We start from the raw sequence: 25,278 nt of genomic DNA, 5'->3' as shown, positions 1-25,278 counted from the left end.
ACGGGCTCCCCGGCATGCGTCACAGCGCTCCGCCGGCGGCCGCAGAGGGCTAGGCTTCTCTGCTATGACCGAGCACGCCGATGTGTCACGCGCACGCACTGCGGTCGTCGCCGCAGCCCTCGAGCTGTTCTCCCGCCACGGCTTCGAGCAGACCTCCGTCGAACAGATCGCCAAGGCGGCCGGCGTCTCCCGATCGACCTTCTTCCGCCAGTTCGGCGGTAAGGAGGACGTGGTGTTCACCGACCACGACTCGCTGCTCGACGAGCTGCGCACCTTCCTCGACGAGCCGCACGATGATCCCTGGGCTGCGGTCTGCGAGGCCTCGGAGCGCGTCTTCGGGCACTTCGCGCGGGACCCGGAACTGGCCAGGCACCGGTATCAGATCGTGCGCGACGTTCCTGTGCTGCGCGAGCGCGAGATCGTCACGGTCTTCCGATACGAGCGCCTCTTCGACGAGTACCTGCGCGATGCGCTCCCCGGCATCGACCCGATCGACGCCGTCGGGTACTCGGCCCTCGTCACCGCCGTGCACAACCACGTTCTGCGTCAGCTGCTGCGCGGCAAGCGCGTTCCCCTGTCGACCCTGCGCACCGCACTCGATGACGTGCGCAGGCGCTACGGTGTGCTGCCCGAGTCCTCGCAGGCCGCGACCGATGATGTGGTCGTCGCCGTCTTCCCCCGGTCGATGCCGATCGCCGAGATGTCGCGGCGCGTGCAGGCGGAGCTCAGCCATAGCTGACACTCAGTCCCGAGATATCTGACACTCAGTTCGGGTAGAGTGCCGCCATGAGCAGCGCATCCTTCCCGGGCGAGAGCGTCGAGCGTTACGACGTCACCTCGCGGCTCGAAACGGACTACTACGCGGTCTTCGACGACATCTCCGAGCGCGATCGCAGCGTCTGGGACCGCGCCAGGGCGTACGTGGACGAGGTGGCCCCATTGATGGTCTCCGCGTGGGACCGCGCCGAGTACCCGCTGGAGGCTGCGAGGAAGCTGGGTCAGTACGACCTCGTCGTCGACGGCATCGACCACCCGGATCTCACCCGCATCTCGCCTCTCGCCGCTGGGCTGGTGAACATGGAGATCTCACGAGGCGACGGCTCGCTCGGCACGATCCTGGCCGTGCAGGGCGGACTCGCACTGCGCACGCTGGCCCTATTCGGCAGTTCCGAGCAGCAGCAGCGCTGGCTGAAGCCGGTCGCCGAGGCGTCGGTGCTGGCCTCCTTCGCCCTCACCGAGCCCGATCACGGATCGGATTCCGTCTCGCTCGAGACCACCGCCCGTCGCGAGGGCGGCGAATGGGTGCTGCGGGGCGCGAAGAAGTGGATCGGAAACGGGGCATCCGGTGGCATCACACTGGTCTGGGCGCGCGTCGACGATGAGGGCGCCGACGACCACGGCGACGTGCGGTGCTTCCTCGTGGATCAGGAGGCGCCGGGGTATCGGGGCACAGTGATCGAGGGCAAAGCGTCTCTGCGCGGCATCCACCAGGCGCACATCCGTCTGGACGACGTCCGCCTGCCCGCCGACGCCGTCCTGCCGGGAGCGAAGAGCTTCAAGGATGCGTCGGTGGTGCTGTACTCGACGCGATCGGGCGTCGCCTGGTCGGCGCTCGGACACGCCACCGCGTGCTACGAGGCGGCCCTGTCGTACTCGCTTCAGCGCGTGCAGTTCGGCAAGCCGCTGGCCAAGTTCCAGATGGTGCAGGAGCGTCTCACGCACATGCTGGAAGATCTGACGGCGATGCAGCTGTACTGCCGCAGGTTGGCCGACCTCGAGCAGTCCGGGCTGCTGCGGCCGACCCAGGCGTCGCTCGCGAAGTTCCACAACACCCGTGCGGCCCGCCGCATCGCGGCCACCGCGCGCGACCTGCTGGGCGGCAACGGGATCCTGCTCGAGAACGGGGTCATGCAGCACATGGCCGATATCGAGGCCATCCACACTTACGAGGGCACGGAGAGCGTGCAGGCGCTCCTTCTCGGCCGCGACATCACGGGCATGAGCGCCTTCGCCTAGTCAGCCGCCGGGGGCGGCGACGGCGGGCTGACCGGGTCGATCAGCGTCGGACAGCGCCGCTCGATCAGCCTCTCCAGTCCATCCAGGGCGCACGCGAGCCCGAACGCCCAGGAGCGCTCGTCATCCCATGCCGAGCCCTGCAGCTCGCCCGCGGCCGCGCCGATGCGCACCGCTCGCGGGTAGGCCGAGGGGTCGAGCGCCCGCGCGAGCACCGGCTGGTTGGCGGCCCACCAGTCCGCATCGCTCATCGCCGAGTCCGTCGTCGCACGCTGAGCGTCGTGCGCGGCCCGGCAGTGCGACTGCACGAAGCCGAGCAGGAAGGTCAGGGCCGCGTCGACATCGGCGTCCGAGAGTCCGGTGCCGTCGAGCGATGCGAGTTCGTATTCGTACTTCGCCATCAGGCCCGGGCCGAGCGGCGGACGGCTGAGCGCGGCGACCTCTGTCATCCACGGATGCTGCGAAAGCAGCATCCGATTCGCCTCCGCAACCGCCGTCAGTCGTTCCCGCCACGACTCCGCGCGCCACTCACGTCGCGGCATTCGTGCGTACAGCGCGTCGACCATCAGATCGAGGAGCTCGGGTTTTCCGGGCACGTAGGTGTACACCGACATCGCCGCGATGCCGACGCTTTCGGCCACGGCGCGCATGGTGAGGGCGGCGAGCCCGTTCGCGTCGGCGAGCTCGAGCGCGGCATCGACGATCTGCGACACCGTGACCGACCGTGCCGGGCCCTTCCGAGGCGCGGTCTGGGCCGGCGTTCCCCAGAGCAGTCTGAGCGTGACGCTGGGCTCCCCCGCCCCTGTGCGATGGGGATTCATGGACGACATTCTTGCATTATCTCACCGTACGCGTTACGTTGTACAACGTACGCCGTACAGCGTACGATGAATAGAGGAGTCCACGCATGCATGTCACCGAATCCGCGATCTCACTCAACGTCCCCGATGTCCAGGCATCCGCCGAGTGGGTGCAGTCTCACCTCGGCTTCCGCGTAGCGATGGAAGCCGACGGCTTCTGCTCGCTCTCGCATCCCGACGCGGGCTTCAACCTCATCTATCTGCGGGTCGGGCTGACGACGTTCAAGCCGGAGGCGATGGCAGGTCGCGCCGCAGGCCTGCTGGTGGTGTTCACGGTCACCGACATCGACGCCGAGTACGCCCGCCTGCGGCAACAGGGAGTGCAGATCGTCACGCCGATCGAGACCGAGTCGTGGGGAGAGCGCTATTTCCAGATGAGCGACCCCAACGGCGTCGTCTACCAGCTCGTGCAGTGGATCCCGGTCGAGCAGTCCGGCGAGTGACAAGCGAGCCGCCTCGAAGCGCTCGTCGAACCGAGTGAGGTAGTGCTGGAGCGTGCGTTCAATCGCAGCCGCAGGCGCCGGAAGGGCCGCGCACCATGAAGCACACGTCGCACACCCCGTAGTCGCGTTCGACCGGCTTGGTCGCCCGAGGAGCGCGGGGCTCCGCCTTCGGCTTCGGCGAGGTGCGACTGCCGGAGGGACGCTTGGCCGGGGCCATGCCTGGCAGTTCACTCGGGTGCGTCACGTAGAAGTACGGTGCGCGGCCCTCGCTCGGCTGCAGCTTCAGTGCACCGGAGGGCAGCACGACCTGCTCGTCTTCGGTGAACCCGTTGGTGTACGTGCGTCCGATGTGCAACGGCGCGCCCTCTCCGCGGCGCAGGGCTTCGATGTAACGGCCGCGGTCGATGAACGCGGTGACGCCGACGGCGTCGACGACGGCGCCGATGAAGGCGTGATTCTCTTCGGGGATACGGTGCGCGCGCAGCGCTTCGGCGAGTGATCGGTACGGGCGGGAGGTTCCTGCGGGCGTGGGCCCCTGGACTTCGTTCATCAGTTCAAGGATCCCACGTCGAGCGCGGCCCGGGTTACCACTTCCCGACGCCACACCGCGGGACGGGGATCCGCGAGCGACGCTCCCGTCTCTCGCGTCGAGCACGCCGCGCAGGCAGGATGGTGTCATGTACGAGATCCCTGCGCCGATGCTCGCGAAGGCCGCTGCGGCGGTGCCGGACCCCGCGAAGAAGCCGATGCTGTATGAACCGAAATGGGACGGATTCCGCGGCCTGGTCGCCTGGGACGGGGACACGCTCGAGATCGGATCCCGCGGGGCCAAGCCGCTGACCCGCTACTTTCCCGAGCTGGTGGAGCAGCTCGCCGAGATACTCCCCGGCCCGTGTCTGCTCGATGGAGAGATCGTCGTCGCGACCGGTGCGGCCGGAGCGCAACGCCTCGACTGGGAGGCTCTCAGCCAGCGCATCCATCCTGCGGCCTCACGGGTGGCCAGGCTCGCGGTCGAAACGCCCGCAATGTTCGTCGCCTTCGACCTGCTCGCCGAAGGAGACGAGGATCTGCAGCAGCATCCGTTCCGCGAGCGCCGGGCGCGGCTCGAGAGGCTGCTGGCGGACGCTCGGCATCCGCTTCACCTCACCCGGACCACCGAGGATGCGGAGCTCGCACGCCGCTGGCTGGCGGAGTTCGAGGGCGCGGGCCTCGACGGCGTCGTCGCGAAACCGCTCGACGATCCGTACGCACCAGGCAAGCGCACGCTGATCAAGGTGAAGCACGCCCGCACCGCGGATGTGGTGGCGCTCGGGTACAGGGTGCACAAGAGCGGCTCCGGGGTCGGCTCGTTGCTCGTCGGGCTGTTCGACGAAAGCGGTACGCTGCGCCAGGTCGGAGGCGTTGCCGCGTGGAGCGATGCGATGCGGCAGAAGCTGGTCGAAGAGCTCGATCCGCTGGTCGAACGCGACGAGACGGGCGGGGCGGTCACGGGCGAGGGCGAGCGCTCACGGTTCAGCGGCGCGAAGGACGTCTCGTTCGTGCGACTGCGGCCGGAGCTCGTACTCGAGGTGCGCTACGACCAGCTCGAAGGCGCCCGTTTCCGGCACACGGTGCAGTTCGAGCGCTGGCGCCCCGATCGGGATGCGGCGTCATGCACTTACGCTCAGCTCGACACCGTCGACGGCTACGATCTCGCCGACGTGCTGACCTGAGCGGGGTCATTCCTCGACGCGGTTGCCCTCTTCGTCCCAGTTGGCCGCGACCTTCTTGCTGGGCTGCACGCGCGGAGGCTCGCCCGGCATCTTGGGGAACTCCGGCGGAAACGGCATCTCTCCGAGCCCGTTTCCAAGGTCTCGCTCCCACCACTCCAGCAGGGTGTCGATCCGGCCCGGTGCCGACTGGATCTCGGCCCACGGGTCGCCGATGTCGGCGAGACGCTGCGGGATGCTGCGCACCGTGAAGGCCGCCGGATCCACGTCGTCGAGCTCGTCCCACAGCAGCGGTGTCGCCACGGTGGCGTTCGGTAGTGCGCGCGGGCTGTACGCGCCCGCCATCGTGCGGTCGCGGTTCGCCTGATTGAAGTCGACGAAGATCCTCTTCCCGCGCTCCTCCTTCCACCAGTTCGTCGTCACCTGATCCGGCATGCGCCGTTCCAGTTCTCGCCCGGCGGCGATCACGGCGTGACGGACGTCGAGGAACTCGTGTTCGGGCTCAATGGGGCAGAACACGTGCAGCCCGCGGTTACCGCTGGTCTTGATGAACGGCTCGAGCCCCGCCTCGCGCAGCACCTCGCGCAGCCCGTGGGCGGCGACGACCGCGTCGGCGAAGTCGGTGCCAGGCTGAGGGTCGAGGTCGATGCGCAGCTCGACGGGGTTGTCGGTGTCGGTGGCGAGCGACGACCACGGATGGAACACGACAGTGTTCATCTGCACGGCCCAGACGATAGCGCTCGGCCGGTTGAGCACGATCTGCGGGTGACGTCTGCCGCTGTTGTACGTCACGGTGACGGCGTCGACATAGTCGGGCGTGCCCTTTGGGGGGTTCTTCGAGAAGAACTCCTCCCCGCCGATGCCGTCGCGGAAGCGCTGGAGTGAGACGGGGCGGTTGCCGTTCGCGTTCAGAAAGGGGCCGGCCACGAGCTGCACGTACTCCGCCAGTTCCGCTTTGGTGATGGGCCCGCCTTCGGCATCGGGCCAGACGGCCCGGTTCGGGCTCGACAGATCGACTTCGCGATCTCCTTCGGGGTCGGCGACGGTCACGGTCACGCGCTCAGAGGCCATGATCCGACCTTAGGCGGTCGCGCCTTCGTCCCGGTAGTGGTGCGGCGGCCTGATGCTCACCGGGCCGGAGAACTACTCCGCGTCGAGATCGACGGCCAGCACCATGACCGGCGCGAGAGCGTCGCGCTCGACCGCGAGCGAGGGGCCGGCCACGTCGATCAGCACCCCCGCGATGTCGGGATGCTGACTGAGAACCTTGCCGAGCTGCTCGGGCGGGAAGGGCATCGGCTTGTCCTTGCGGCCGAGGACGACGACCTCGAGCGGGTGCGAGAACACCTGCAGGAACCGGCGTCCGTCGGCGCTGCGCGCCTCGGCGATGCCGATCGGCTGGCCGCTTCCGCCGTCGTTCACCGCGACCCACGTGCGCTTCTTCGCGAGCACCTCGGCAACGCGGGCGGGCGTCGTCTCATCGCGCGGCGCCGCGAGGAGCGACTTGAGCTGCGTATCGTCGTCGCCCTGCTCCAGTGCCCGCTGCAGCAGCTCGGTGGGGAACACCGCGCGGTGCGGAGCGGAGCTGTTGTCGATGATGATGCCGGTGAAGCCGCCCGAGACCACCTGGCGGTACACCGAGGCGACCGGTTGCGCGATGGCCGAGGTCGCCGCAGCGTCTTCCTCACCCTGCACCGAGGCACGCAACGCCGCCCCCGAGGTGTAGGCGAGCATGAACGAGCGATCGCCGTCACGAATGACGCCGACGGACAGCGGCTTGCCGGCGGTGAGCTGCTCGCGTGCGTCGCCGTGCACCCGCAGGTACAGATGCCCTTGCAGCGACTGCCGCATCACGCCGAGCAGCTGCTCGTTGGTCGCGCCGTCCTCCAGCTGCGCCAGCGCCTCACGCAGCAGCACGTTGTCGTCGAGCCCGTCGACCGAGTGGGTCTGCTCGGGCGGCAGCGCCGGTGCGAGCGGAAGCCGGGGGGCTGCCGCCGGGGTCGCCGGCACGGCCGCGGGCCCCGCTGACGCACTCGACGTCCTCTTCGCAGCGCGCGGCGGCTCGACCTGGGAGGGCTCCGCAGGCAGGCTCATCTCGGGGCCGGCCTCCGCGCCCACGCCGCGAAAGGCCTGCACCGAGATGCCGACGCTCGGTGCCGGCTCGATGGACGCCTCCGGCTCCGCGACGGACTGGTCGGCCGCATCCTCCGCGTGCTCCTGATCGACCGGCAGACCTGCGTCCTGGGTGTCGACGGACTTCTTGCGGCGTGAGAAGAGGGCCATATCTGCCAGCCTAACCCCGCCTCGGCGCGCGATCCGTCCGGTGCCGGACGGGACGTCTGCTCAGAGTTTCGTGATGGGCGCGATCTTGATCAGCAGCTTCTTCTGCCCAGCGCTGTCGAAGCGCACATGCGCGATGCGCTTCGCGCCCTCGCCCGTGACGGCCTCAATACGACCTTCACCGAAGTCGTCGTGGCGGATGCGGTCGCCGGCGGCCAGCTCGAGGTCGCCGTTGTCGCGAACCTTCCCTGTGACCTTGTTCGGGAAACGATCCATCGCCGTGGACAACGGCTTGAGCTGGTCACGCTTGGGCAGCGGGCTGACTCCGAAGCGGTCGCCTCCGCCGAATCGATCGCGTCCGCCGGGGCGCGCGTTCAATGCGCGCGACTGCATGCCGCCGCGCGAGTTCACGTCGCCCGGCGACTGGCGCCAGTCGATCAGGTCGGCGGGGATCTCCTGCAGGAAGCGGCTTGGCATCGCCACCGACACCTCACCGAACTGCGCCCGCGTCATCGCGAGGGACAGGTGCAGGCGCTTACGCGCACGGGTGATGCCGACGTAGAACAGCCTCCGCTCCTCCTGCGGGCCGCCCGGCTCACCGGCCGAAATGCGGTGCGGGATGAGGTCCTCTTCGACACCGGTGACGAACACCGCGTCGTACTCGAGCCCCTTGGCGGTGTGCATGGTCATCAAGGAGACGGTGCCGGACTCGTCGTCGAGGTCATCGGCGTCCGACACCAGTGCCACCTCGGTGAGGAAGTCGACGATGGTGCCGTCGGGGTTGTTGCGTGCGAAATCCCGCGTGACGGCGATGAACTCGTCGAGGTTCTCGAGGCGTGCTTCGTCCTGAGGATCGCGGCTGGCGCGCAGCGCGTCGAAGTAGCCGCTCTTGTTGAGAAGCAGGGTGAGGCCCTCGGCGACGGACGTCGCCGAGGGCAGCTCGCCGGAGGCGGGCAGCATGATCGCTGCGGCATCATCGAGAAGCGCGTCGAGCTGGGCGATCGCCGTCTGCAGCTTGGGACCTACGCCGAGCTCACCGGGGTGGCGCAGGGCGTCGCGGAAGCTGATGCCGTGCTCCTCGGCGAAACGGGCGATCGACGTCTCGGTGACGTCGCCGATGCCGCGGCGAGGCTTGTTGAGGATGCGGCGCACGGCCATCTCATCGGCGGGATTGGCGACGGCGACGAGGTAGGCGAGCGCATCCTTGATCTCGGCGCGTTCGTAGAACTTGGTGCCGCCCATGATCTTGTAGGGCACGGCCGAGCGGATGAAGATCTCCTCGAGCGCACGCGATTGCGAGTTGGTGCGGTAGAACACCGCCATCTCCGAGTAGGGGATGCCGGCGCGTCGCAGCGCGTCGACCTCATCTGCGACGAACTGCGCCTCGTCGTGCTGCGAGTAGCCGGTGAATCCGACGATCTTCTCGCCGGGGCCCTTGTCGCTCCAGAGGTTCTTCGCCTTGCGGTCGAAGTTGTGGCCGATCACGGCGTTCGCGGCCGAGAGGATGTTCTGCGTCGACCGGTAGTTCTGCTCGAGCAGCACGACCTTGGCCCCGGGGAAGTCGCGCTCGAACTCGCTGATGTTACGGATGTCGGCGCCGCGGAAGGCGTAGATCGACTGGTCGGAGTCGCCGACCACGGTGAGCGAGGCACCCGCGGACTGCTCATCTGCGCTCGGCTGCGGCTCGGGTTCGAAGATCATCATGCCGTTCGAGGCATACGGCTCCGGCGCCGACCCCGAGACCGGTCGCGTGAGCTCGTGGATCAGCGCGTACTGGGCGTGGTTGGTGTCCTGATACTCGTCGACCAGAATGTGGCGGAAGCGTCGACGGTAGGTGTCGGCGACTTTGGGGAACGCGCGGAACAGGAACACCGTCTGCACGATCAGGTCGTCGAAGTCGAAGGCGTTCGCCTTCTGCAACGCCCGCTGATAGTCGGTGAAGATGTCGGCGAACTTCCGCTCGGCAGGGTCCGACAGGTTCGCCTGCCGGGCGAAGCCCTCGGCATCCGTCAGCTCGTTCTTCAGCTTCGAGATGCGTGATTGAGCGGCTCCGGGGGTGAGCCCGTAGGCGTCGGCCTCGTGCTCCTTCACGAGCCGCTTGAGCAGCGCTCGCGAATCGCCCGAGTCATAGATCGTGAATGACCGCGTGAAGCCGAACTGCTCTGCTTCACGGCGCAGGATGCGCACACACGCGGAGTGGAACGTGGAGATCCACATGCCGCGTGCCGTTTCGCCGACGAGCGCCTCGACGCGCTCGCGCATCTCACCGGCCGCCTTGTTCGTGAAGGTGATGGCGAGGATCTGGCTCGGCCAGGCCTCTCGTTCACGCAGGAGCAGCGCGATGCGGCGGGTGAGCACGCTCGTCTTGCCCGAACCGGCACCGGCCACGATGAGCAGCGCCTGACCGCGGAACGTGACGGCTTCCCTCTGCTGCGGGTTCAGCCCCGCGAGCAGAGCGTCACGCCCTCCGTCCGAAGGGTGGGGAACGGTGGTCGAGGGCACGATGAGAGGGGCGTCGGTCATGGCCTTACGAGTCTAGGCGCGGTGACCGACACCGGTATCCAGCGAGGATCCGTCAGGCGATGCGCGTGCCCGGCGGCAGCCGTCTTGCAGGAGTGCGCGTTCGCGCCCAGGCCGCGGCGAACAGACCGCCTGCGATCAGCACCTGCACCCCCAGCCCGACGAACCAGCTCGGCGCGCTGCTCTCGACAAGGTCCTCCGGTGTGCGCCCTTCGGCCGGGCCGTACTCGAACCCTCGATCGCAGGGATCCCAGCGCTCGGGCACGGGCGGATGCTGCGCAGCGCGCACCCCGGTCTTGATCTGTCCGAAGAGATCCTGCGGATAGCCATCACGGAACTCGACGGGGGTCGCATCGGCCAGCACGACGAACGGGTTCGCCGCCAGCACTCCCCACACAAGATCGAACCGGGGCGTCTGCTGCTCGAACTCGTCCCACCGATCGCACACTGGCTCGCCGGTCTGCTCGTTCCACGGACGCTCATAGCGCACCGTCTCTGTGCGGATCGCCGTTCCCGCGAGGGCGAACACGATGAGCGTGCCGATGACGAGTGCCGCGACGGCGAGGTAGGTCGTGGCGATGGAGAACAGAGGGCGGGCGATCAGCCCGCTCAGCCCCACGCCGATGGTGGCGACCACCACGATCTCGGCCAGCAGCACCAGGATCGAGACGAGGAACATGCCAGGACTGACCCCGCCGCCCAGCAGCGACACGGCCAGGAACGGCAGCGCGACGAGCAGGAAGGCCGTTCCGGTCGTGACCGCGGCCAGGAGCTTGCCGAACATGATGTCGCCGGTGGTGGCGAGCGTCACCTGTATCGGCGCGAGCGTCGCAGCGTCGCGGTCGCCGTTGATGGCGTTGCCGCTGAGCGTCGGAGAGACGAGCACGACCAGCAGCAGGACGAAGTTCACGACGATCGAATAGACCCCCGCGCTCGGAGCCTGCTGGAAGGAGAACACCGCGAACGAGAGGCCGGTGATGCCCAGCAGCAGCACTGCGAAGACGCCGAGCAGCACGTACCAACCGACGCTGCGCAGGCGCTGGGTGAGCTCGAGCCGGGCTATGGTGACGATCCGCGCGAGACTCATGCGCCTGCTCCTTCTGCAGGGAGCACAGGGGGCGGAGGCGGAGCTGTCGCGGGCGGCGGAGCTGTCGCGGGAGGCGGCGATGTCGCGGGGTGCTGCAGCGAGAGGAACACGCTCTCCAGCGCGCTCTGCGCCGGAGAGAACTCCAGCACGGGCAACCCGGCCGAGACCAGTCGGCGCAGCCCCTCGACCGCCTCGCTCTCGTCGGCGAAGGGGAGCAGCGCGTCGCCCCTGTCGTCGGCGACGGACTCCGGGGGCACGCCGAGCGCTTCGGCGACCGCCGCCACGGCGGCGACGGCCGAGCTCAGCCGCACGCGATAGGTGCGGTCGGCAGGGCCCGCACCAGGGTCGACCACCGACCCGGCGACAAGGAAGACGGCGTCATCGATGACCTCCTCGAGCTCCGAGAGCACGTGGCTCGAGATCAGCACGGTCGTACCCTGTGCCGCGAGGTGACGCAGCAGCAGGCGCAGTTGCACTCTCGCTTCGGGGTCGAGGCCGGACGCCGGCTCGTCGAGCAGCAGTACGGCGGGCCCGTGCACGAGGGCGCGCGCCAGGCCCAGCTTCTGCTTCTGTCCCCGCGAGAGGACCCGCGCTGGTGACGCCGCGTGTTCGGAAAGGCCGACGAGCTGCAGCAGGTCGTCGGCGCGACGGGCGGCGTGCTCCGCGCTCAGGTCGTGCAGCCGCGCGGTGGTGATGACGCTCTCGCGTGCGGTGAGCGACGGCCACGCGCCGAGCGAGTCGGGCATCCATCCCAGAATCCGCCTGACCGATGAGGGATCCGCTACCGGGTCGACGTCGCCGATGCGGATCGTGCCGTCATCGGGTTCGAGCAGTGAGGCGAGCATCAGCAGCAGTGTGGTCTTGCCTGCGCCGTTCGGCCCGACCAGGCCTGTGACCCGCCCCGGTCTCGCCTCGAAAGTCGCGTCCCTCACAGCGTGCACTGCGCCGAATGAACGCCTCACTCCCTGCGCGACGATTCCGCTCATGGCCTCACCCTAGGCGACGGGTGCGACAATCATGTGCATGCGCACGATCCTCAACATCATCTGGGTCATCTTCGCCGGCTGGGCACTCTTCCTGGGGTACGTGTTCGCCGGCATCCTGCTGTGCGTCCCGATCGTCACCATTCCGTGGGCGATCGCCTCGTTCCGCATCGCGCGCTACGCGATCTGGCCGTTCGGGCGGCAGATCGTCGACAGATCCAAGTCGGGCGTCGGTTCGTTCCTCGGAAACGTGCTCTGGGTCGTGCTCGCCGGATGGTGGCTCGCCATCGGGCACATCCTGTCCGGCATCGCGCTGTGCATCACCATCGTCGGCATCCCGATGGGAATCGCCGACTTCAAGATGGTGCCCATCTCGCTCATGCCCCTCGGCAAGGAGATCGTCTCCACCCGCACAGGCCCCTTCGCCCGCTGAGCCGTCGAGGGTACGATCGTCCCACGGCGGCCCTCCCCCGGTCGTCGTGGAGGTGAACGCCATGATCGGCATCATCGATGAGGACGAGTGCTTCGCCCTTCTGCGAACCACGACGGTCGGACGGGTGGGCTTCGTGAATCGCGGGCGCATCGAGATCATTCCCGTGAACTACCGACTGCACGGGCGGGAGCTGCTGCTGCGCACCAGGTCCGACGGTGTTCTCGCCGGTCTCCCTGAGGAACCCGATGTCGCCTTTGAGGTCGACCATCACGACGACCTGGCCGGCGCGGCCTGGAACGTGCTGCTCAGCGGGCACGTCGAGGCCATGTCCCGCGAGCAGGTGGAGGCGCTGCCGGCCGCCGAGCGCGTGCATCCGTGGGCCGGCGGAGAACGAACACTCTGGCTGCGGTACGTCCCCGATCGCGTCTCCGGCCGGAGGGTGCGACGACCGCAGACCGGATGAACATGCGCCTTCACCCCGTGGAGGACCACGGGGTGAAGGCGCGGGGCGTCACGCCCGGCGTCGCCTGGCGACAGCCAGCGCGCCGAGCGCCAGCAGAAGCAGGCCTGCGAAGGCCGCGGCATACGGCGATGCGGAACCGGTCGTCGCGAGCGCACCGTCCTGTGCGCCGGGCTCGACGTCGGCCGGCCGCTCCGGGCCCTCGGCGTCGGGATCCGCGCCCGGTTCCTCACCACCGGGCTGCTCGCCCCCGGGCAGTTCGCCACCGTTCGCACCCGGCAGGGTTCCCACTCGCAGCGCCTCCGCAGCCAGCCCGTCGGCGAACCACCACACCGGTCGGGTGCCGTCCTGCGACAGCGAGGCAGGCGCCGTGGCGAATCCCTCGTTGTTGATGTCCGGCATCCCGGCGGGGCGTGCGAAGTGCGCGATCGCAGGCGCTGCAGTGCCGTTCAGCGTGATCTGCGCCGACCGGCCCTGGCATCCGTCGTCGCACACCGCCCACAGCACATCGAGCACCGAGTCGTAGTCCAGACCCATTACGCCGGCCAGTCCGGGAGCGATTTCGGCGATGAGAGTCGCCGATCCGTCCGAGCCGAGGGCGAACGCGTACACGCGTCCGCCGTCCTCCACTGCGACGAAGAACAGCCCGTCCCCGTGTCCGGGATGGTCAGCCGGGCGATAGGCCGCGTTCCTGGTCTGGTCGAACAGAGCACCGGCGAGAACGTCGTCCGGCACCCACTCCACGGCTTCGATGCCGAGGTTCGCGCCGACCGCGGGCAGCAGCGCGGTGAGATCCCACTCCCGCTCGGCAATCAGGTCGCCCGCCGCGGCATCCGGATCCACCTTCAGCACGACATTGCGATTGACGCCCTTCGCACTGTTGTCACGCTCGGCGGCGACGTAGACGGCGCCGTCGTCGTCCACCGTCACACCCTCGGTATCCGGCCCCGCGGCGCCCGGGTCACCTGCATCCTTCTGGAAGCGGATGCGCTTGCCCTGCTCCCAACCGGCGAGCTGCTCGACCGAGCCGTCTGACGACGCCTTCAGCTTCCAGAGCCGGCCCTCGCCGTTGTCGATGCCCCACAGGAAAGCACCGTCGGCGGTCTGCTGCACATCCAGCCCCGAGCTGTCTTCGAGAAAGGTCGGGCTCGTGTCCAGCGCGCGCACCTGCTGCGATCCCGGCCACGGCGACACGGCGGTCTCCCCCGCGCAGGCGTTCGTCGTCCCCTTCGTGGACTCAGCTGTCACCGCGAATGCACCGGTCGTGTCGGGGCAGCGCCCCCAAGTGCTCGCCGCGTGGCCGGGTCCCCAGGACGTCTCGTCGATGAGCCGTTCCCCGTCGAACAGCCGCACGGCGTCTGCGCTGCCGAGCCCGAAGCCGAGCTGGTCGCGCTCCAGGACGAGTCGACCGCCAGATGCGATCCTGGTGCCGTCAGGGATGCGGTACTCATGCGCCTCGTCGTCGTCCTTCACCACGACGCCCGAGACGTCGAGCGGCTCCGAGGTCGGGTTCACCAGTTCGATCCAGTCGTCCGGCGAGCCGCCGTCCGACTCCACCTCGTTGATGCGAACGGGGTTGCCGCAGGCGTTGCGCGCGCCCTTGGTGGACTCCGCGAGATCGACGAACTCGCCCGTACCATCAGGGCAGCGCGCCCATACGCCGCCGGCATGAGACGCGTAGACGTACTCGTCGACGGTCGCTCCGTCCGCGTCGCGGAGCGTGACCGTGTCGCCGCCGCCCAGGCCGAAGACGAAGTCACCGGGCTGGTCGAACACGAAGAGCGCGCCCGGCTCGAGAATCGTGCCTGGCGCGAGCGGGATCGTCTCACCGGCGTGGCCGACCGGGTCACCGTCCATCACCGACCAGCCCGACATGTCGACCGCGGCCGTGCCGGTGTTGATCACCTCGACCCAGTCGGTGTCGTCGCCGTTGGACTCGATCTCGTTGATCGAGACATCCGGCAGCACGCACGAGTTCGAGCCACCCGGGGTCGGGTGCGCGAGCACGAGGGCCCCGATCCCGTCGGGGCAGCGGGCGAGCGTGGCGGCGGCGAAATCGCCGTCGATCGCGGCATGACCGGCCCAGGGGCGGGTGCCATCGATCAGTGTCCCGGCTGGATCGAAGAGCCTGATGCGATCCGCGCTGCCGATTCCGATCGCCTCACGGAACGCCGCCTCGGATCCGCCCACGAGCCCGAGCGTCGCCTCGTCGACGACCAGGAATCCACCAGGCTCGATCGCTGCCCCGGGCGGGAACCGCCAGCTGTGGTCGTCGGAGTTGTCGCGGACCTCATATCCCGAGACGTCGAGAGCGACCTCGCCCGGGTTGTGGAACTCCACCCAGTCGGCCGGCTGCGAATCGACCTCATTGATCAGGATGGCTCCGGCGGCGGGCGGCGGCTCCGCACCGAACACGTTCGGGCCGCCCTTCGTCGACTCGGCGGTCATCGACCAGACCGGCACACCATCGACATCGCGCACCCCCCAGCTCGGCAGGGCGTGCGTGTCGGCCGGCCAGGTCGTCTGCAGCAGCGGGTTCGCGCCGTCGGCACCGCCGGGGGCGAAGACGCGGACGCTGTCGCCCTTGCCCAGGCCGAACTCGAAATCGCCCTGCCCGGCATCGTCGGCCGTGTCGATCACCAGATACGCGCCTGGAGGGACGATCGTGCCGGCGGGAAACGCATACGGGTTCTTCGGACTCTCGTCCTGCACGATGTAGCCGCTGAGGTCGACCTCGCGATCGGTGGGGTTGTGGAACTCGATCCAGTCCCCGGGGCTCCCGCCGCTCGAGATGACTTCGCTGATCCGGATGCCGAGTACGGCGGCTGCGCCAGGGTCGGCGGCGTGGACGGCTGTGGGCGCAGCGAGCAGGGCGGTGGCGCTCAATGCGCCCACCGCCATCGTCGCGAGCCCGCGATGAATGCGGGACATGAGGCTCCAGGGTGGAATCGGACGGGTCCGACCCAGATCACCGGGTGCGGCTTACCGCCGGGGAGCCGGGCGGTGTCCGCCCGATGAACTCGGGGTGACCGGGCCCCTGTCAGTCGCGGAAGAACGCCACGCCGAGATCGGGATGATCGACGAAGACGCCGTCGATCCCCGTGTCGGCGATCGTTCGCCACTCGGCCTCGTAGTCGCCGAACGTCGCCTTGCCCTTGCCCGCGCGGAACTGCGCTGCGAGGAAGGCGTTCTCGGGCCGGCACGTCCAGGTGAAGACCTTCAGGCCGCGGGCGTGCGCGTCCGTCACGATCGTCGCGGACGCGTCCAGAAGCATGCTCTTGCTGACGCTGACGCCGTCCACGACACCGGCAAGCCGATCCAAGCCCGCCGGCGTGACCTGCGAGCGGTAGGTGGGAGCGGCCCTGCCCATCGCGTAGACGAGGTCGAAGGGCCTGCCCGATGCCTCGATCAGGTAGACGTACGACGCCGCGATGCCCTCGCGCTTCAGGCGTTCGAGCACTGTCCGCTCGAACGCCTCGATCACCAAGGGCAGTTCGCCTCCGGCCCAGCCGCCCTGCCGCAGATCGCGCACGATGAGCGGCACGAGGTCGAGCCCGATGCTCTCGAAATAGGTCGCGTGCTTGATCTCGAGCACGATGCCGATCTCGCGGCCGTACTCGTCCGACCCCGACCGGATCAGCTCGAGCAGGTCGCTGAGCCGCAGGATCGGCTGGACGTCGTCGAAAGTGGCGCTGGAGCGCCGCAACCGCGGCAGCCGCTCACGCGTGCGCAGGGTGGAGAGCTCGGCCCAGGTGAAGTCCTCAGTGAACCAGCCGGTGAGCGAGACGCCGTCGATCTTCTTCGAGGTGCGGCGAGAGGCGAACTCCGGATGCTCCGCGACATCCGTGGTGCCCGAGATCTCGTTCTCATGCCGCAGCACGAGCACGCCGTCCCTGGTCGCGACGACGTCGGGTTCGACGGCGTCCACACCCATCGCGAGCGCGAGTTCGTAGGACGACCTGCTGTGCTCGGGGCGGTAGCCGGGAGCACCGCGATGCCCGATGACGAGCGGCGATTTCCTGGGCACGCTCACAGCGTAAAGCACCCCGCTCATAGCCTCCCGCCGGTATCGTTTAAGAAAGCGTTGACCGATCCCTCGGGAGCAGAGGCCACCATGAGCAATTTCGCATTCAACAATCCGGCGTTCCAGCAGGACCCGCGCAACGTCGCGACCTACCCGGGTGGCAAGCAGGCCGCCCAGCCTCAGTACGCGCCGCCGCCCGCTCCGGGCGCAGCGCAGACCGCCTCGTTCCAGCACGCGGGCATGGATGCCGCTGCGAACGCCCAGCTCGAGGGCATGTACGCGGCCCCGCCCGCCGGTGCACTCGAGACCGACCGCATGTCGGTCGAGGACACCGTGTGGAAGACGGCCGGTCTGTTCGGCATCCTGCTGGTGACGGCCGTCGTCGGCTGGGTCTGGACCGCCACCGGCTTCTACAACACCGGCCAGGCCGACTTCGTGCCGTGGATCGTCGGCGCACTCGGCGGATTCGTGCTCGCCATGGTGATCACCTTCACCTCGCGCAAGAAGATCCGCCCGGCGCTCATCTGGGCTTACGCGGCGTTCGAGGGCTTGTTCGTCGGTGGCATCTCGGCCTTCTTCGAGATCATCTGGCCCGGCGTCGTCATGCAGGCCACCCTCGCGACGCTCGCCGTCGTCGGCGTCACCCTCGCGCTGTTCGCCAGCGGCAAGGTCCGGGCCAGCGCGAAGATGACGAAGATCGTCATGATCGCGATGGTCGGCTACCTGGTGTTCTCGGTGCTGAACCTGATCCTGATGTGGACCAACGTGCTCCCGCAGGACCAGATGTTCGGTCTGCGCAGCATGGAGGTCTTCGGCATCCCGCTCGGCGTGATCATCGGCGTCCTGGTCGTCTTCATGGCTGCGTACTCGCTCGTGATGGACTTCGACCAGATCCAGCAGGGCGTGCGCAACGGTGCACCCCGCAAGTACGGCTGGCTGGGTGCGTTCGGCATCATGGTCACGGTCGTGTGGCTGTACGTCGAGATCCTGCGCATCCTCGCGATCCTGCGGGGCAACGACTGACAGATCTTCTTCTGAAGGGGGCCGCTCTCGATCGGAGAGCGGCCCCTTTTCGCGTCAGGGGAGACTCATAGCCCATTTCGGGATGCGGCCACAAGGGGTTCACTTCTGCACGTCGGATCGGGCATTCTTGTGTGCACACACGGCAACCCGCCGTGACACACAAAGAACGGAGACTCACATGGGCTTCCTCGGATTCCTTCTTCTCGGTCTCATCGCCGGCGCGATCGCCAAGCTGATCCTGCCCGGCAAGCAGGGCGGCGGCTGGATCGTCACGCTGCTGCTCGGCGTCGTCGGCGCACTGCTCGGCGGTTGGATCGGCGGAATGATCTTCGGCCGCGGACTTGAGGAGTTCTTCGACCTCGGCACCTGGCTGCTCGCGATCGGCGGATCCATCATCGTCCTCCTCATTTACGGCCTCATCGTGGGCCGAGGAGACCGCAGCAGGGCCTGATCTCCGCCCCGAACCGAGAAAGGCAGGTCCCCGCAAACGGGGGCCTGCCTTTCCGCGTTCCCCCGTCAGTTGCGCGCCTTCCGTTCGAGCAGCGCGCGTTCCCTGTCGTTCCCGGCGAGCCCGGCGGCCACTGCGAACTCCGTTCGCGCCTCCTCGGTGCGGCCGAGACGCAGCAGCAGCTCGCCCCGGGTGGCGGGAAGCAGGTGGTATCCCTTCAGCTTCCCTCGGGCGATCAGATCGTCGACGATGCGCAGCGCGGATGCCGGGCCCGTCGCCATCGCCACCGCCGCGGCCCGGTTCAGTTCGATGATCGGTGACGGCGTCAGCCGTCCGAGAGCCTCATAGAGGACCACGATGCGGTCCCACTCGGTGTCGTCGACAGATGTCGCGACGGCATGGCGCTCGGCGATGGCGGCCTGCAGGGCATAGGCGCCGCGACCCCGCCCGAGTGCATCCGCCTTCGCCAGGGCGGCCCGCCCGCGCGTGATGGCAGCGCGATCCCAGCGCGTGCGGTCCTGATCGGCGAGCAGCACGGGTTCGCCGTCGGCGTCGACACGCGCCGGGAAGCGTGCGGCAGTGAGTTCCATCAGCGCGAGCAATCCGAGCGCATCCGGTTCCCGCGGAACCAGTCCGACCAGGATGCGCGCCAGTCTCGTCGCTTCGCGTCCCAGATCCGGCCGCATCCAATCGCCGCCCCCGCTCGCGGTATGCGCTTCATTGAAGATGAGATAGAGCACGCCGAGCACGGCGCCGAGACGCTCCCGGAACTCCTCGCGCGGCGGAAGCTCGAACGGCGCCTTCGCGGCGCCGAGCGTCTTCTTGGCCCGCACGATCCTCTGCTGCACGGTCGCCACCGGAACCAGGAACGCGCGGGCGATCTCTTCGCTGGCGAGTCCGCCGACCACTCTCAGTGTGAGGGCGACCTGCGCCTCGCGCGAGAGCACAGGATGACAGGCGATGAAGATCAACCGCAGCACATCGTCGTCGATCACATCCGGGTCCCACGGCAGAGCGGCGGTCGCCTCGTCCTGGTCTCCCTCGACATCATGCGCGATCACGGCGAGCCGCTCGTCGTAGCGCTCCCTGCGGCGCCATGCGTCGATCGCTCTCCGCTTCGCCACCGCCGTGAGCCAAGCCGCCGGATTGCGAGGAACCCCGGCATCCGGCCAGTGCTCGAGCGCTTCGGCCAGGGCGTCCTGCGCGAGGTCCTCGGCGAGCGCGAAGTCGCCCACCATCCTGGTGAGCGTGGCGACGATCTTCGCCGACTCGATGCGCCAGACGGCGGCGACGGCGCGCCCCGCGGCATCCTGCACTGCGGGGCGCACCGTCGAATCGTCGTCGCGCATGGTCAGCCCTGAGCGCGCTGGGCCTGCTCCTCGCGCCAGCCTGCTTCCTTCTCGATCCACTCGTTGTCGGCCGGGAAGTCCTCCATCTCGGTCACCCGACGCACCTCGAGGAACGCACCGGGTCCGAGCGGAGCGCGGCTCGCCCACTCGGCGGCCTCTTCGCGGGTGGCGACCTCGATGATCCAGAAGCCGTTGAACAGCTCCTTCGTCTCGCCGTACGGTCCGTCGGTGACCAGCGGCTTCTCGGCGCTGAAGTCGACGACGAACCCTTCCGCCGCATCGGTCAGGCCCTCGCCCGCCAGCAGCACGCCCGCCTTCATCATCGACTCGTTGTACTTGCCCATCGCCTCGATGACCTGCTCGAAGGGCATCTCCTCGTAGGCCTTCACAGCCTCGTCGGTCGCGCGCATGATCAGCATGAACTTCATGGTTCTTCTCCTCTTCAGGGGCCGTCTCTCGACCCTCTCACTGAAGACGTCGAACGAGAAGACCGCAGATCGACATCTCCGAGAAGATCTTGCGAAAGATCTTCTCCGCGTCCCTGCGCCGTCGCGTCCTACGCTGGTGCGATGGCAGCATCCGCACGGGTCATCGCCCACATCAGAACGCAGCTGCGCGCGGCAGCGGACCCTGCGCGGGCGCCCGTGCTGCAGGCATATCTGAAGTCCTCGATGCCGTGCCTCGGGGTGCGCGTGCCAGAGGTGCGCTCGCTGGTGAGACAGTGCACAGCGGACGTCCTCGACGCCGACGTACTGCAGCAGGTCGCGCTCGAACTGTGGCGATCTGCCGAGTTCCGAGAGGAGCGCCACGCCGCTCTCGCGATCATGGCGCTGCGACCGCTGCGTGGAGACCCGGCGACTCTGCCTGTGCATGAGGAGATGATCCGCACCGGTGCCTGGTGGGATCTCGTCGACGAGGCGGCGCACCGGCTGCGCGAGCTACTCGATGCGAATCCCGCCCAGCTGGCCGTGACGATGCGGATCTGGGCGGACGACGAAGACCTCTGGATCCGTCGCGCGGCGATCATCTGCCAGATCGGTCGGCGGGATGCGACCGACCGCGAGCTGCTGGAGTATGCGATCGAGGCGAACATCGACGATTCCGAGTTCTTCATCCGCAAGGCCATCGGATGGGCGCTGCGCGAATTGGGAAAGTCCGACCCCGACTGGGTGCGGACGTTCGCCGCACGGCGTCCGCTCTCCCCGCTGTCGCGACGCGAGGCCCTGAAGCACCTGGGCTGACGGCCGGACCCGCGCCCGCGCCCGTCCCGTCCGTCGCGCTCAGCGGCGCTGCGGGCCGTCGAGGGCGGCGCGCACGGCGCCTGCGAGGGCGGTCATGGCGGCATCCTCACTCCACGCGGATGCCGCCGCAGGCGCCTCCCCGGCCAGCCGTTCGCGCAGCTCGGCATCGGTGAGCACCTCGCGGACGCCTTCGGCGAGCGCCTGCTCGTCGCCCGACGGGATGAGCAGTCCCCCACCGCGGCGGAGGACGTCACCGGGGCCGTAGCGCACGTCGTAGGAGATGACGGGGCAACCGGCGGCGAGCGCCTCGACGATGGACAGGCCCTGCCCCTCGAACGCTGTCGAGGTCACCATCAGCGAAGCGCGGCGGAGGACCGCCGCCGGGTCCTCGGTACGGCCCATGAGCCGCACCCGATCGCCGGCCGCCAGGCGATCCATCAGCTCGCCGAGCTCCCCGGTCGAGGGGCCGTCTCCCCAGATCTCCAGCCGTGCGCCGGGAACGTCTGCCATGAGGAACGCGCGGACGAGGTGGTCGATGCGCTTGCCCGGCGCGAGACGCGACATGCTCACGACGAGACCCGGCTCGCGGGCCGAATCGTCCGCCGCACCGAGCCGGATCCCGTTCGGCACCACGAGGTGCTCGGCGTCGTCGCCGAACCGGGCCACGACGTCGTCGCGCTGCGCCCGCGTCGGCCAGGTCACGGCGTCGAAGCGGTCGCTGATGGCGAACCAGCGCGCCCACAGCGGGTTCAGGGCGGCTTCCGGCGTGTAAGGCGGCTCGAGGTGCATGGTGTGGATCGCGTGCACGATGCGCACCCGGGGGTGCGACCAGTTCGCCAGCAGCTCGCCGAGCTGACGCGACTCGCAGATCACCACGACCTGCCTGCCTGCCTCGTCGGCGACGTGATCCAGCCAGGCGCGATACAGGCCGCCGAAACCGGGTAGGGTGCCGACCTCCACGCTGCGCTCGTCGTACACCCGCACCGGAGCCGCGCTCAGATGCCAGTCCGGATTCCCGTGAATCACGGGCAGGGCCGCGAAGGGCCGGCCCGCGGCATCCGTCAGCTCTCGGTACGCGTCCGCGACGTCGAGTCCCGCGCCGGTCGAGTGCGCGGCATCCTTTCGGGCGAGCGGTCTGTTCGCGTCCTCATCCGGTGCCTTCGTCGTCGCGGCGGCGACTCGCAACCAGCCGGCAGCACCGCCATCGGGGGCGGCGGCTTCGTCGAAGAGATTGCGCAGCTGGATGCTGTCGGGCAGCATCCCGAGACGGCGGAACTCGCTGCGATGCGACGCGTGTGCGCTCGCGTCCCCGGGGTCGAAGGTCAGCACCTGCACGTCGGCACCGCGCTCGGCCATCTGCCTGGCCCGTGCCGCCGTCGCGATGGTGTAGCCACCGTCGAGACCGGGGATCAGCCGGGTGGACAGCACGAGAAACGCCGCGTCGGGGAAGAAGTCCTCCCCCGGCGCGGCGTCACCCATGCGGTCTACTCCCACTCGATGGTCGCCGGCGGCTTGGAGGTCACGTCGAGCACGACCCGGTTCACCTCGCGCACCTCGTTGGTGATGCGGTTCGAGATGCGGGCGAGCACATCGTACGGAAGTCGGGTCCAGTCGGCGGTCATGGCGTCCTCGCTCGAGACCGGGCGCAGCACGATCGGGTGGCCGTAGGTGCGGCCGTCGCCCTGCACGCCCACCGAGCGCACGTCGGCGAGCAGCACCACCGGGCACTGCCAGATGGCCTCGTCGAGACCGGCCTTCGTGAGCTCCTCACGCGCGATCGCATCGGCCTCGCGCAGCACCTCCAGCCGCTCGCGGGTGACTTCGCCGATGATGCGGATGCCGAGCCCGGGGCCGGGGAACGGCTGACGACCGACGATGGCCTCGGGGATGCCGAGTTCGCGGCCGATCGCACGCACCTCGTCCTTGAACAGGGCGCGAAGCGGCTCGACCAGCTCGAAGTCGAAGTCGTCGGGCAGCCCGCCCACGTTGTGGTGCGATTTGATGTTCGCGGTCCCCGCTCCCCCGCCGGACTCGACGACGTCGGGGTAAAGGGTTCCCTGCACCAGGAACTTCACGGGAGCCCCGCCCGAGGCCTTGGCCTCTTCGACGAGATCGCGCTGCACCTGCTCGAACGCCCGGATGAACTCCCTGCCGATGATCTTGCGCTTGGTCTCGGGGTCGCTGACACCGGCCAGGTGTCCGAGGAAGGTGTCGGCGGCGTCGACGGTGATCAGGCGCACACCGGTGGACTCGACGTAGTCCTTCTCGACCTGCTCCCGCTCGCCCTTGCGCAGCAGACCATGGTCGACGAAGACCGCGGTGAGCTGGTCGCCGATGGCCTTGTGCACGAGAGCGGTGGAGACGGCCGAGTCGACGCCTCCGGAGAGCGCGGAGATGACGCGGGCGTCACCGACCTGCTCCCTGATGCGTTCGATCTGCTCGGCGATCACGTTGTCGCTGTTCCAGTCGGCGGGCAGACCCGCACCCTTGTGCAGGAAGTTCTCGATGATGGCCTGGCCGTGATCGGAGTGCTTCACCTCGGGGTGCCACTGCACGCCGTACAGCTTGCGCTCCTCGTTCGCGAATGCGGCCACCTTGGTGGCGTCGGTGGTGGCGAGCACCTCGAAGCCCTCCGGTGCGCGGGCCACCTGGTCGCCGTGGCTCATCCACACGTTCTGCTCGGCGGGCTGGCCAGCAAGCAGAGAGCTCTGGTTGTCGGGGATGTGCGCATCGGTGGCGCCGTACTCGCGAAGACCGGTATGTGCGACCTCGCCGCCGAGCGTCTGCGCCATGTACTGGAAGCCGTAGCAGATGCCGAGTGTCGGCACGCCGAGGTCGAACACGGACGGATCGAGCTGCGGAGCACCGTCCTCGTAGACGGACGACGGGCCGCCGGACAGGATCAGTGCCACGGGGTTCTTCGCCGCGATCTCCTCGGCGGTGGCGGTGTGCGGCACGATCTCGCTGTACACGCCGGCCTCACGGACGCGTCGTGCGATCAGCTGGGCGTACTGCGCCCCGAAATCGACGACGAGCGCGGGGCGCTGCAGGGTCTCGGTCTGTTCGGTCAACGGGCACCTTCCGTGGCAGAGGTAGTGGCATGCGGGGCTGCGTTCGTGGACGCGACAGCGGCCTCACGCGAGTCGAGGTAGGCCTTCACGTCGCGCGCGACGCGCGTCTCCATGAAGAAGGAGAGAAGCGGGATCACGCCGCCGAGGGCGAGCATGATGAACCGCAGGAACGGCCAGCGCATCAGGCTCCACATGCGGAAGCACGCGAAGAGGTACACGACGTAGAACCAGCCGTGCGCGATGAGGATGCCGAGCGAGAGGTTCACGCCGTCTCCGGTCGACTCCAGGCCCTCAGGGCCTTCGACGACCTCGGCGAACCAGAGCAGCCCGCCGGAACCCCCCGCGAACAGCTCGAGGTGGATCGGCGTGTACTTCAGCACCATCTCGGCGACCAGGAGGAGCAGCATGACTCCCGTGATGATCGATGCGATCTGGTAGAACTTCAGCGCACCACGGATCGCCGGGAAGCTGGCGGCTTTCGGTTCGGGCATGCGTCCATTCTAGTCGGCGGCCTTCGGCTCGGATTCCGGGCCGGAACCGGGATCGGTCAGGAATCGAGAAGCGGCCCGGGTGGCGCCATCCGTAGCGTCGGAGCCATGACGAACACAATCGACTCCATCACCCTCGACGTCGCCGACATCCCCTCGGCGCAGGCCTTCTACGACCGGGCGTTCGCCCTCGGCGACCGCCTGCGATTCCGCACCTCGGACGCCGAGACCTCCGGCTTCCGCGGCTACACGCTGTCGCTCGTGGTCTCGCAGCCCGCGAACGTACGCGCCCTCATCGACGCCGCCGTCGCGGCCGGTGCGGCAGTCATCAAGCCCGTCACGAGATCGCTGTGGGGCGTGGGCGGCACCGTCCAGGCTCCGGACGGCGCGATCTGGAAGGTCGCGACGTCCGCGAAGAAGGACACCGCTGCCCCGAGCCGTTCGATCGATGAGATCATCCTGCTCATCGGCGCCGAGGACGTCGTCGCCTCACGGGCGTTCTACGCCGGGCACGGCATTCCCGTCGCGAAGAGCTTCGGCCGCAGCTACGTGCAGTTCGACACGGGCTCGAGCCCGATCGGTCTCGGCCTGTACCGCCACGCGTCGCTCGCCAAGGATGCGGGAGTCCCCGCAGCCGGTACGGGCTCGCACCGGCTCGTGGTGAATGGGAGCATCGGGCACCAGGTGGATCCCGACGGGTTCCTGTGGGCGCCGGCCGATGCGCTCGCCGAAGTCTGAGTCGGCTCGTCCGCTGACCTTCCCCGGGATGCCGGCCGCCGACTCGTCCGCGCCGGCCAGCATCCTGGACCGCGACGGAGGCCGCCGGGATCACTCCCGACGGCCTCC

At 68.7% G+C, this 25,278-nt stretch carries 24 protein-coding genes; 10 read left to right on the top strand and 14 right to left on the bottom strand.

Annotation, left to right across the window (positions count from 1 at the left end):
- The first annotated feature begins 64 nt into the window (after nt 1-64).
- Nucleotides 65-739: a helix-turn-helix domain-containing protein gene (locus tag RIN43_RS04795; protein WP_309127741.1), complete on the top strand. Its 675-nt coding sequence runs from the start codon at nt 65-67 to the stop codon at nt 737-739.
- 47 nt (nt 740-786) lie between these two features.
- Nucleotides 787-2,016: an acyl-CoA dehydrogenase family protein gene (locus tag RIN43_RS04790; RefSeq protein WP_309127740.1), complete on the top strand. Its 1,230-nt coding sequence runs from the start codon at nt 787-789 to the stop codon at nt 2,014-2,016.
- Here the strand turns inward: RIN43_RS04790 and RIN43_RS04785 are convergent.
- Entirely contained in the window at nt 2,013-2,834 is an 822-nt protein-coding gene (locus tag RIN43_RS04785) for a TetR/AcrR family transcriptional regulator (protein ID WP_309127739.1), read from the bottom strand. The two genes, RIN43_RS04790 and RIN43_RS04785, sit on opposite strands and share 4 nt — an antisense overlap.
- Nucleotides 2,835-2,920: 86 nt before the next feature.
- On the opposite strand from RIN43_RS04785, the gene RIN43_RS04780 reads away from it, so the two are divergent.
- Nucleotides 2,921-3,316 (top strand): VOC family protein, encoded by a 396-nt coding sequence (locus RIN43_RS04780; RefSeq protein WP_309127738.1) that lies wholly within the window; start codon nt 2,921-2,923, stop codon nt 3,314-3,316.
- A gap of 58 nt (nt 3,317-3,374) precedes the next feature.
- Here RIN43_RS04780 and RIN43_RS04775 read toward each other — a convergent pair whose 3' ends face one another.
- A complete protein-coding gene (locus RIN43_RS04775) occupies nt 3,375-3,866 on the bottom strand; it encodes a hypothetical protein (protein ID WP_309127737.1) in 492 nt (163 codons plus the stop codon).
- A 127-nt stretch (nt 3,867-3,993) separates the two neighbouring features.
- Between RIN43_RS04775 and RIN43_RS04770 the strand changes: the two genes are divergently transcribed.
- Nucleotides 3,994-5,028 (top strand): ATP-dependent DNA ligase, encoded by a 1,035-nt coding sequence (locus RIN43_RS04770; protein WP_309127736.1) that lies wholly within the window; start codon nt 3,994-3,996, stop codon nt 5,026-5,028.
- A gap of 6 nt (nt 5,029-5,034) precedes the next feature.
- Here the strand turns inward: RIN43_RS04770 and ligD are convergent, their stop codons facing one another.
- The 5 genes from ligD to RIN43_RS04745 form a co-directional block, all read right to left on the bottom strand.
- A complete protein-coding gene (ligD, locus tag RIN43_RS04765; protein WP_309127735.1) occupies nt 5,035-6,096 on the bottom strand; it encodes a non-homologous end-joining DNA ligase in 1,062 nt (353 codons plus the stop codon).
- A 72-nt stretch (nt 6,097-6,168) separates the two neighbouring features.
- Nucleotides 6,169-7,308: an SseB family protein gene (locus RIN43_RS04760; RefSeq protein ID WP_309127734.1), complete on the bottom strand. Its 1,140-nt coding sequence runs from the start codon at nt 7,306-7,308 to the stop codon at nt 6,169-6,171.
- Between the two features lie 60 nt (nt 7,309-7,368).
- Complete coding sequence (locus RIN43_RS04755) at nt 7,369-9,828, bottom strand: UvrD-helicase domain-containing protein (RefSeq protein WP_309127733.1); 2,460 nt, start codon at nt 9,826-9,828, stop codon at nt 7,369-7,371.
- A gap of 52 nt (nt 9,829-9,880) precedes the next feature.
- A complete protein-coding gene (locus RIN43_RS04750) occupies nt 9,881-10,912 on the bottom strand; it encodes an ABC transporter permease (RefSeq protein ID WP_309127732.1) in 1,032 nt (343 codons plus the stop codon).
- The gene (locus tag RIN43_RS04745) at nt 10,909-11,898 is read right to left on the bottom strand and encodes an ABC transporter ATP-binding protein (RefSeq protein WP_309127731.1); all 990 of its coding nucleotides are present in this window, start codon (nt 11,896-11,898) and stop codon (nt 10,909-10,911) included. The genes RIN43_RS04750 and RIN43_RS04745 overlap by 4 nt, the downstream gene beginning before the upstream one ends.
- A gap of 37 nt (nt 11,899-11,935) precedes the next feature.
- Here RIN43_RS04745 and RIN43_RS04740 point away from each other — a divergent pair, with 37 nt between their 5' ends.
- Nucleotides 11,936-12,328, top strand: coding sequence for a YccF domain-containing protein (locus RIN43_RS04740; RefSeq protein WP_309127730.1), 393 nt, complete (start codon nt 11,936-11,938; stop codon nt 12,326-12,328).
- A gap of 61 nt (nt 12,329-12,389) precedes the next feature.
- On the top strand, nt 12,390-12,791 hold the full coding sequence (locus RIN43_RS04735; RefSeq protein ID WP_309127729.1) for a pyridoxamine 5'-phosphate oxidase family protein: 402 nt from the start codon (nt 12,390-12,392) through the stop codon (nt 12,789-12,791).
- 48 nt (nt 12,792-12,839) lie between these two features.
- Here the strand turns inward: RIN43_RS04735 and RIN43_RS04730 are convergent, their stop codons facing one another.
- Both RIN43_RS04730 and RIN43_RS04725 read right to left on the bottom strand, forming a co-directional pair.
- Nucleotides 12,840-15,719 (bottom strand): lamin tail domain-containing protein, encoded by a 2,880-nt coding sequence (locus tag RIN43_RS04730; RefSeq protein WP_309127728.1) that lies wholly within the window; start codon nt 15,717-15,719, stop codon nt 12,840-12,842.
- A 109-nt stretch (nt 15,720-15,828) separates the two neighbouring features.
- Nucleotides 15,829-16,815: a glycerophosphodiester phosphodiesterase family protein gene (locus RIN43_RS04725; RefSeq protein WP_309127727.1), complete on the bottom strand. Its 987-nt coding sequence runs from the start codon at nt 16,813-16,815 to the stop codon at nt 15,829-15,831.
- 87 nt (nt 16,816-16,902) lie between these two features.
- Between RIN43_RS04725 and RIN43_RS04720 the strand changes: the two genes are divergently transcribed.
- Together RIN43_RS04720 and RIN43_RS04715 are read left to right on the top strand one after the other, a co-directional pair.
- The gene (locus tag RIN43_RS04720; protein ID WP_309127726.1) at nt 16,903-17,835 is read left to right on the top strand and encodes a Bax inhibitor-1/YccA family protein; all 933 of its coding nucleotides are present in this window, start codon (nt 16,903-16,905) and stop codon (nt 17,833-17,835) included.
- 178 nt (nt 17,836-18,013) lie between these two features.
- Nucleotides 18,014-18,286 carry a GlsB/YeaQ/YmgE family stress response membrane protein gene (locus tag RIN43_RS04715; RefSeq protein ID WP_309127725.1) on the top strand — a complete coding sequence of 91 codons (273 nt, stop codon included), beginning with the start codon at nt 18,014-18,016 and terminating at the stop codon, nt 18,284-18,286.
- Nucleotides 18,287-18,351: 65 nt separating this feature from the next.
- On the opposite strand, the gene RIN43_RS04710 is transcribed toward RIN43_RS04715, so the two are convergent.
- The gene (locus RIN43_RS04710) at nt 18,352-19,632 is read right to left on the bottom strand and encodes an RNA polymerase sigma factor (RefSeq protein ID WP_309127724.1); all 1,281 of its coding nucleotides are present in this window, start codon (nt 19,630-19,632) and stop codon (nt 18,352-18,354) included.
- A 2-nt stretch (nt 19,633-19,634) separates the two neighbouring features.
- Nucleotides 19,635-20,060, bottom strand: coding sequence for a YciI family protein (locus tag RIN43_RS04705; protein WP_309127723.1), 426 nt, complete (start codon nt 20,058-20,060; stop codon nt 19,635-19,637).
- Nucleotides 20,061-20,201: 141 nt separating this feature from the next.
- Here RIN43_RS04705 and RIN43_RS04700 point away from each other — a divergent pair, with 141 nt between their 5' ends.
- Nucleotides 20,202-20,873 (top strand): DNA alkylation repair protein, encoded by a 672-nt coding sequence (locus tag RIN43_RS04700; protein ID WP_309127722.1) that lies wholly within the window; start codon nt 20,202-20,204, stop codon nt 20,871-20,873.
- A gap of 39 nt (nt 20,874-20,912) precedes the next feature.
- Here RIN43_RS04700 and RIN43_RS04695 read toward each other — a convergent pair whose 3' ends face one another.
- The 3 genes from RIN43_RS04695 to RIN43_RS04685 are packed head-to-tail and all read right to left on the bottom strand — an operon-like array spanning nt 20,913 to nt 24,435.
- A complete protein-coding gene (locus RIN43_RS04695) occupies nt 20,913-22,352 on the bottom strand; it encodes a glycosyltransferase (protein ID WP_309127721.1) in 1,440 nt (479 codons plus the stop codon).
- Between the two features lie 5 nt (nt 22,353-22,357).
- Nucleotides 22,358-23,944 carry a glutamine-hydrolyzing GMP synthase gene (gene guaA / locus RIN43_RS04690; protein WP_309127720.1) on the bottom strand — a complete coding sequence of 529 codons (1,587 nt, stop codon included), beginning with the start codon at nt 23,942-23,944 and terminating at the stop codon, nt 22,358-22,360.
- The gene (locus RIN43_RS04685; protein ID WP_309127719.1) at nt 23,941-24,435 is read right to left on the bottom strand and encodes a DUF3817 domain-containing protein; all 495 of its coding nucleotides are present in this window, start codon (nt 24,433-24,435) and stop codon (nt 23,941-23,943) included. Before RIN43_RS04685 ends, guaA begins: the two co-directional genes overlap by 4 nt.
- 105 nt (nt 24,436-24,540) lie before the next feature.
- On the opposite strand from RIN43_RS04685, the gene RIN43_RS04680 reads away from it, so the two are divergent.
- Complete coding sequence (locus RIN43_RS04680) at nt 24,541-25,170, top strand: glyoxalase (protein WP_309127718.1); 630 nt, start codon at nt 24,541-24,543, stop codon at nt 25,168-25,170.
- Nucleotides 25,171-25,278 lie beyond the last annotated feature (108 nt).

This window comes from Microbacterium sp. (genome assembly GCF_031178445.1).
Classification (GTDB): domain Bacteria; phylum Actinomycetota; class Actinomycetes; order Actinomycetales; family Microbacteriaceae; genus Microbacterium.
The sequence above is the reverse complement of the archived record's forward strand: the minus strand, read 5'-3'. Positions and strand labels throughout refer to the sequence as shown.

Bases quoted from the DNA above. Each gene is read 5' to 3' on its own strand.
- RIN43_RS04795 (WP_309127741.1), top strand. From the start codon at position 65: ATGACCGAGCACGCCGATGTGTCACGCGCACGCACTGCGGTCGTCGCC.
- RIN43_RS04790 (WP_309127740.1), top strand. From the start codon at position 787: ATGAGCAGCGCATCCTTCCCGGGCGAGAGCGTCGAGCGTTACGACGTC.
- RIN43_RS04785 (WP_309127739.1), bottom strand. From the start codon at position 2,834: ATGAATCCCCATCGCACAGGGGCGGGGGAGCCCAGCGTCACGCTCAGA.
- RIN43_RS04780 (WP_309127738.1), top strand. From the start codon at position 2,921: ATGCATGTCACCGAATCCGCGATCTCACTCAACGTCCCCGATGTCCAG.
- RIN43_RS04775 (WP_309127737.1), bottom strand. From the start codon at position 3,866: ATGAACGAAGTCCAGGGGCCCACGCCCGCAGGAACCTCCCGCCCGTAC.
- RIN43_RS04770 (WP_309127736.1), top strand. From the start codon at position 3,994: ATGTACGAGATCCCTGCGCCGATGCTCGCGAAGGCCGCTGCGGCGGTG.
- ligD (WP_309127735.1), bottom strand. From the start codon at position 6,096: ATGGCCTCTGAGCGCGTGACCGTGACCGTCGCCGACCCCGAAGGAGAT.
- RIN43_RS04760 (WP_309127734.1), bottom strand. From the start codon at position 7,308: ATGGCCCTCTTCTCACGCCGCAAGAAGTCCGTCGACACCCAGGACGCA.
- RIN43_RS04755 (WP_309127733.1), bottom strand. From the start codon at position 9,828: ATGACCGACGCCCCTCTCATCGTGCCCTCGACCACCGTTCCCCACCCT.
- RIN43_RS04750 (WP_309127732.1), bottom strand. From the start codon at position 10,912: ATGAGTCTCGCGCGGATCGTCACCATAGCCCGGCTCGAGCTCACCCAG.
- RIN43_RS04745 (WP_309127731.1), bottom strand. From the start codon at position 11,898: ATGAGCGGAATCGTCGCGCAGGGAGTGAGGCGTTCATTCGGCGCAGTG.
- RIN43_RS04740 (WP_309127730.1), top strand. From the start codon at position 11,936: ATGCGCACGATCCTCAACATCATCTGGGTCATCTTCGCCGGCTGGGCA.
- RIN43_RS04735 (WP_309127729.1), top strand. From the start codon at position 12,390: ATGATCGGCATCATCGATGAGGACGAGTGCTTCGCCCTTCTGCGAACC.
- RIN43_RS04730 (WP_309127728.1), bottom strand. From the start codon at position 15,719: ATGTCCCGCATTCATCGCGGGCTCGCGACGATGGCGGTGGGCGCATTG.
- RIN43_RS04720 (WP_309127726.1), top strand. From the start codon at position 16,903: ATGAGCAATTTCGCATTCAACAATCCGGCGTTCCAGCAGGACCCGCGC.
- RIN43_RS04715 (WP_309127725.1), top strand. From the start codon at position 18,014: ATGGGCTTCCTCGGATTCCTTCTTCTCGGTCTCATCGCCGGCGCGATC.
- RIN43_RS04710 (WP_309127724.1), bottom strand. From the start codon at position 19,632: ATGCGCGACGACGATTCGACGGTGCGCCCCGCAGTGCAGGATGCCGCG.
- RIN43_RS04705 (WP_309127723.1), bottom strand. From the start codon at position 20,060: ATGAAGTTCATGCTGATCATGCGCGCGACCGACGAGGCTGTGAAGGCC.
- RIN43_RS04700 (WP_309127722.1), top strand. From the start codon at position 20,202: ATGGCAGCATCCGCACGGGTCATCGCCCACATCAGAACGCAGCTGCGC.
- RIN43_RS04695 (WP_309127721.1), bottom strand. From the start codon at position 22,352: ATGGGTGACGCCGCGCCGGGGGAGGACTTCTTCCCCGACGCGGCGTTT.
- RIN43_RS04685 (WP_309127719.1), bottom strand. From the start codon at position 24,435: ATGCCCGAACCGAAAGCCGCCAGCTTCCCGGCGATCCGTGGTGCGCTG.
- RIN43_RS04680 (WP_309127718.1), top strand. From the start codon at position 24,541: ATGACGAACACAATCGACTCCATCACCCTCGACGTCGCCGACATCCCC.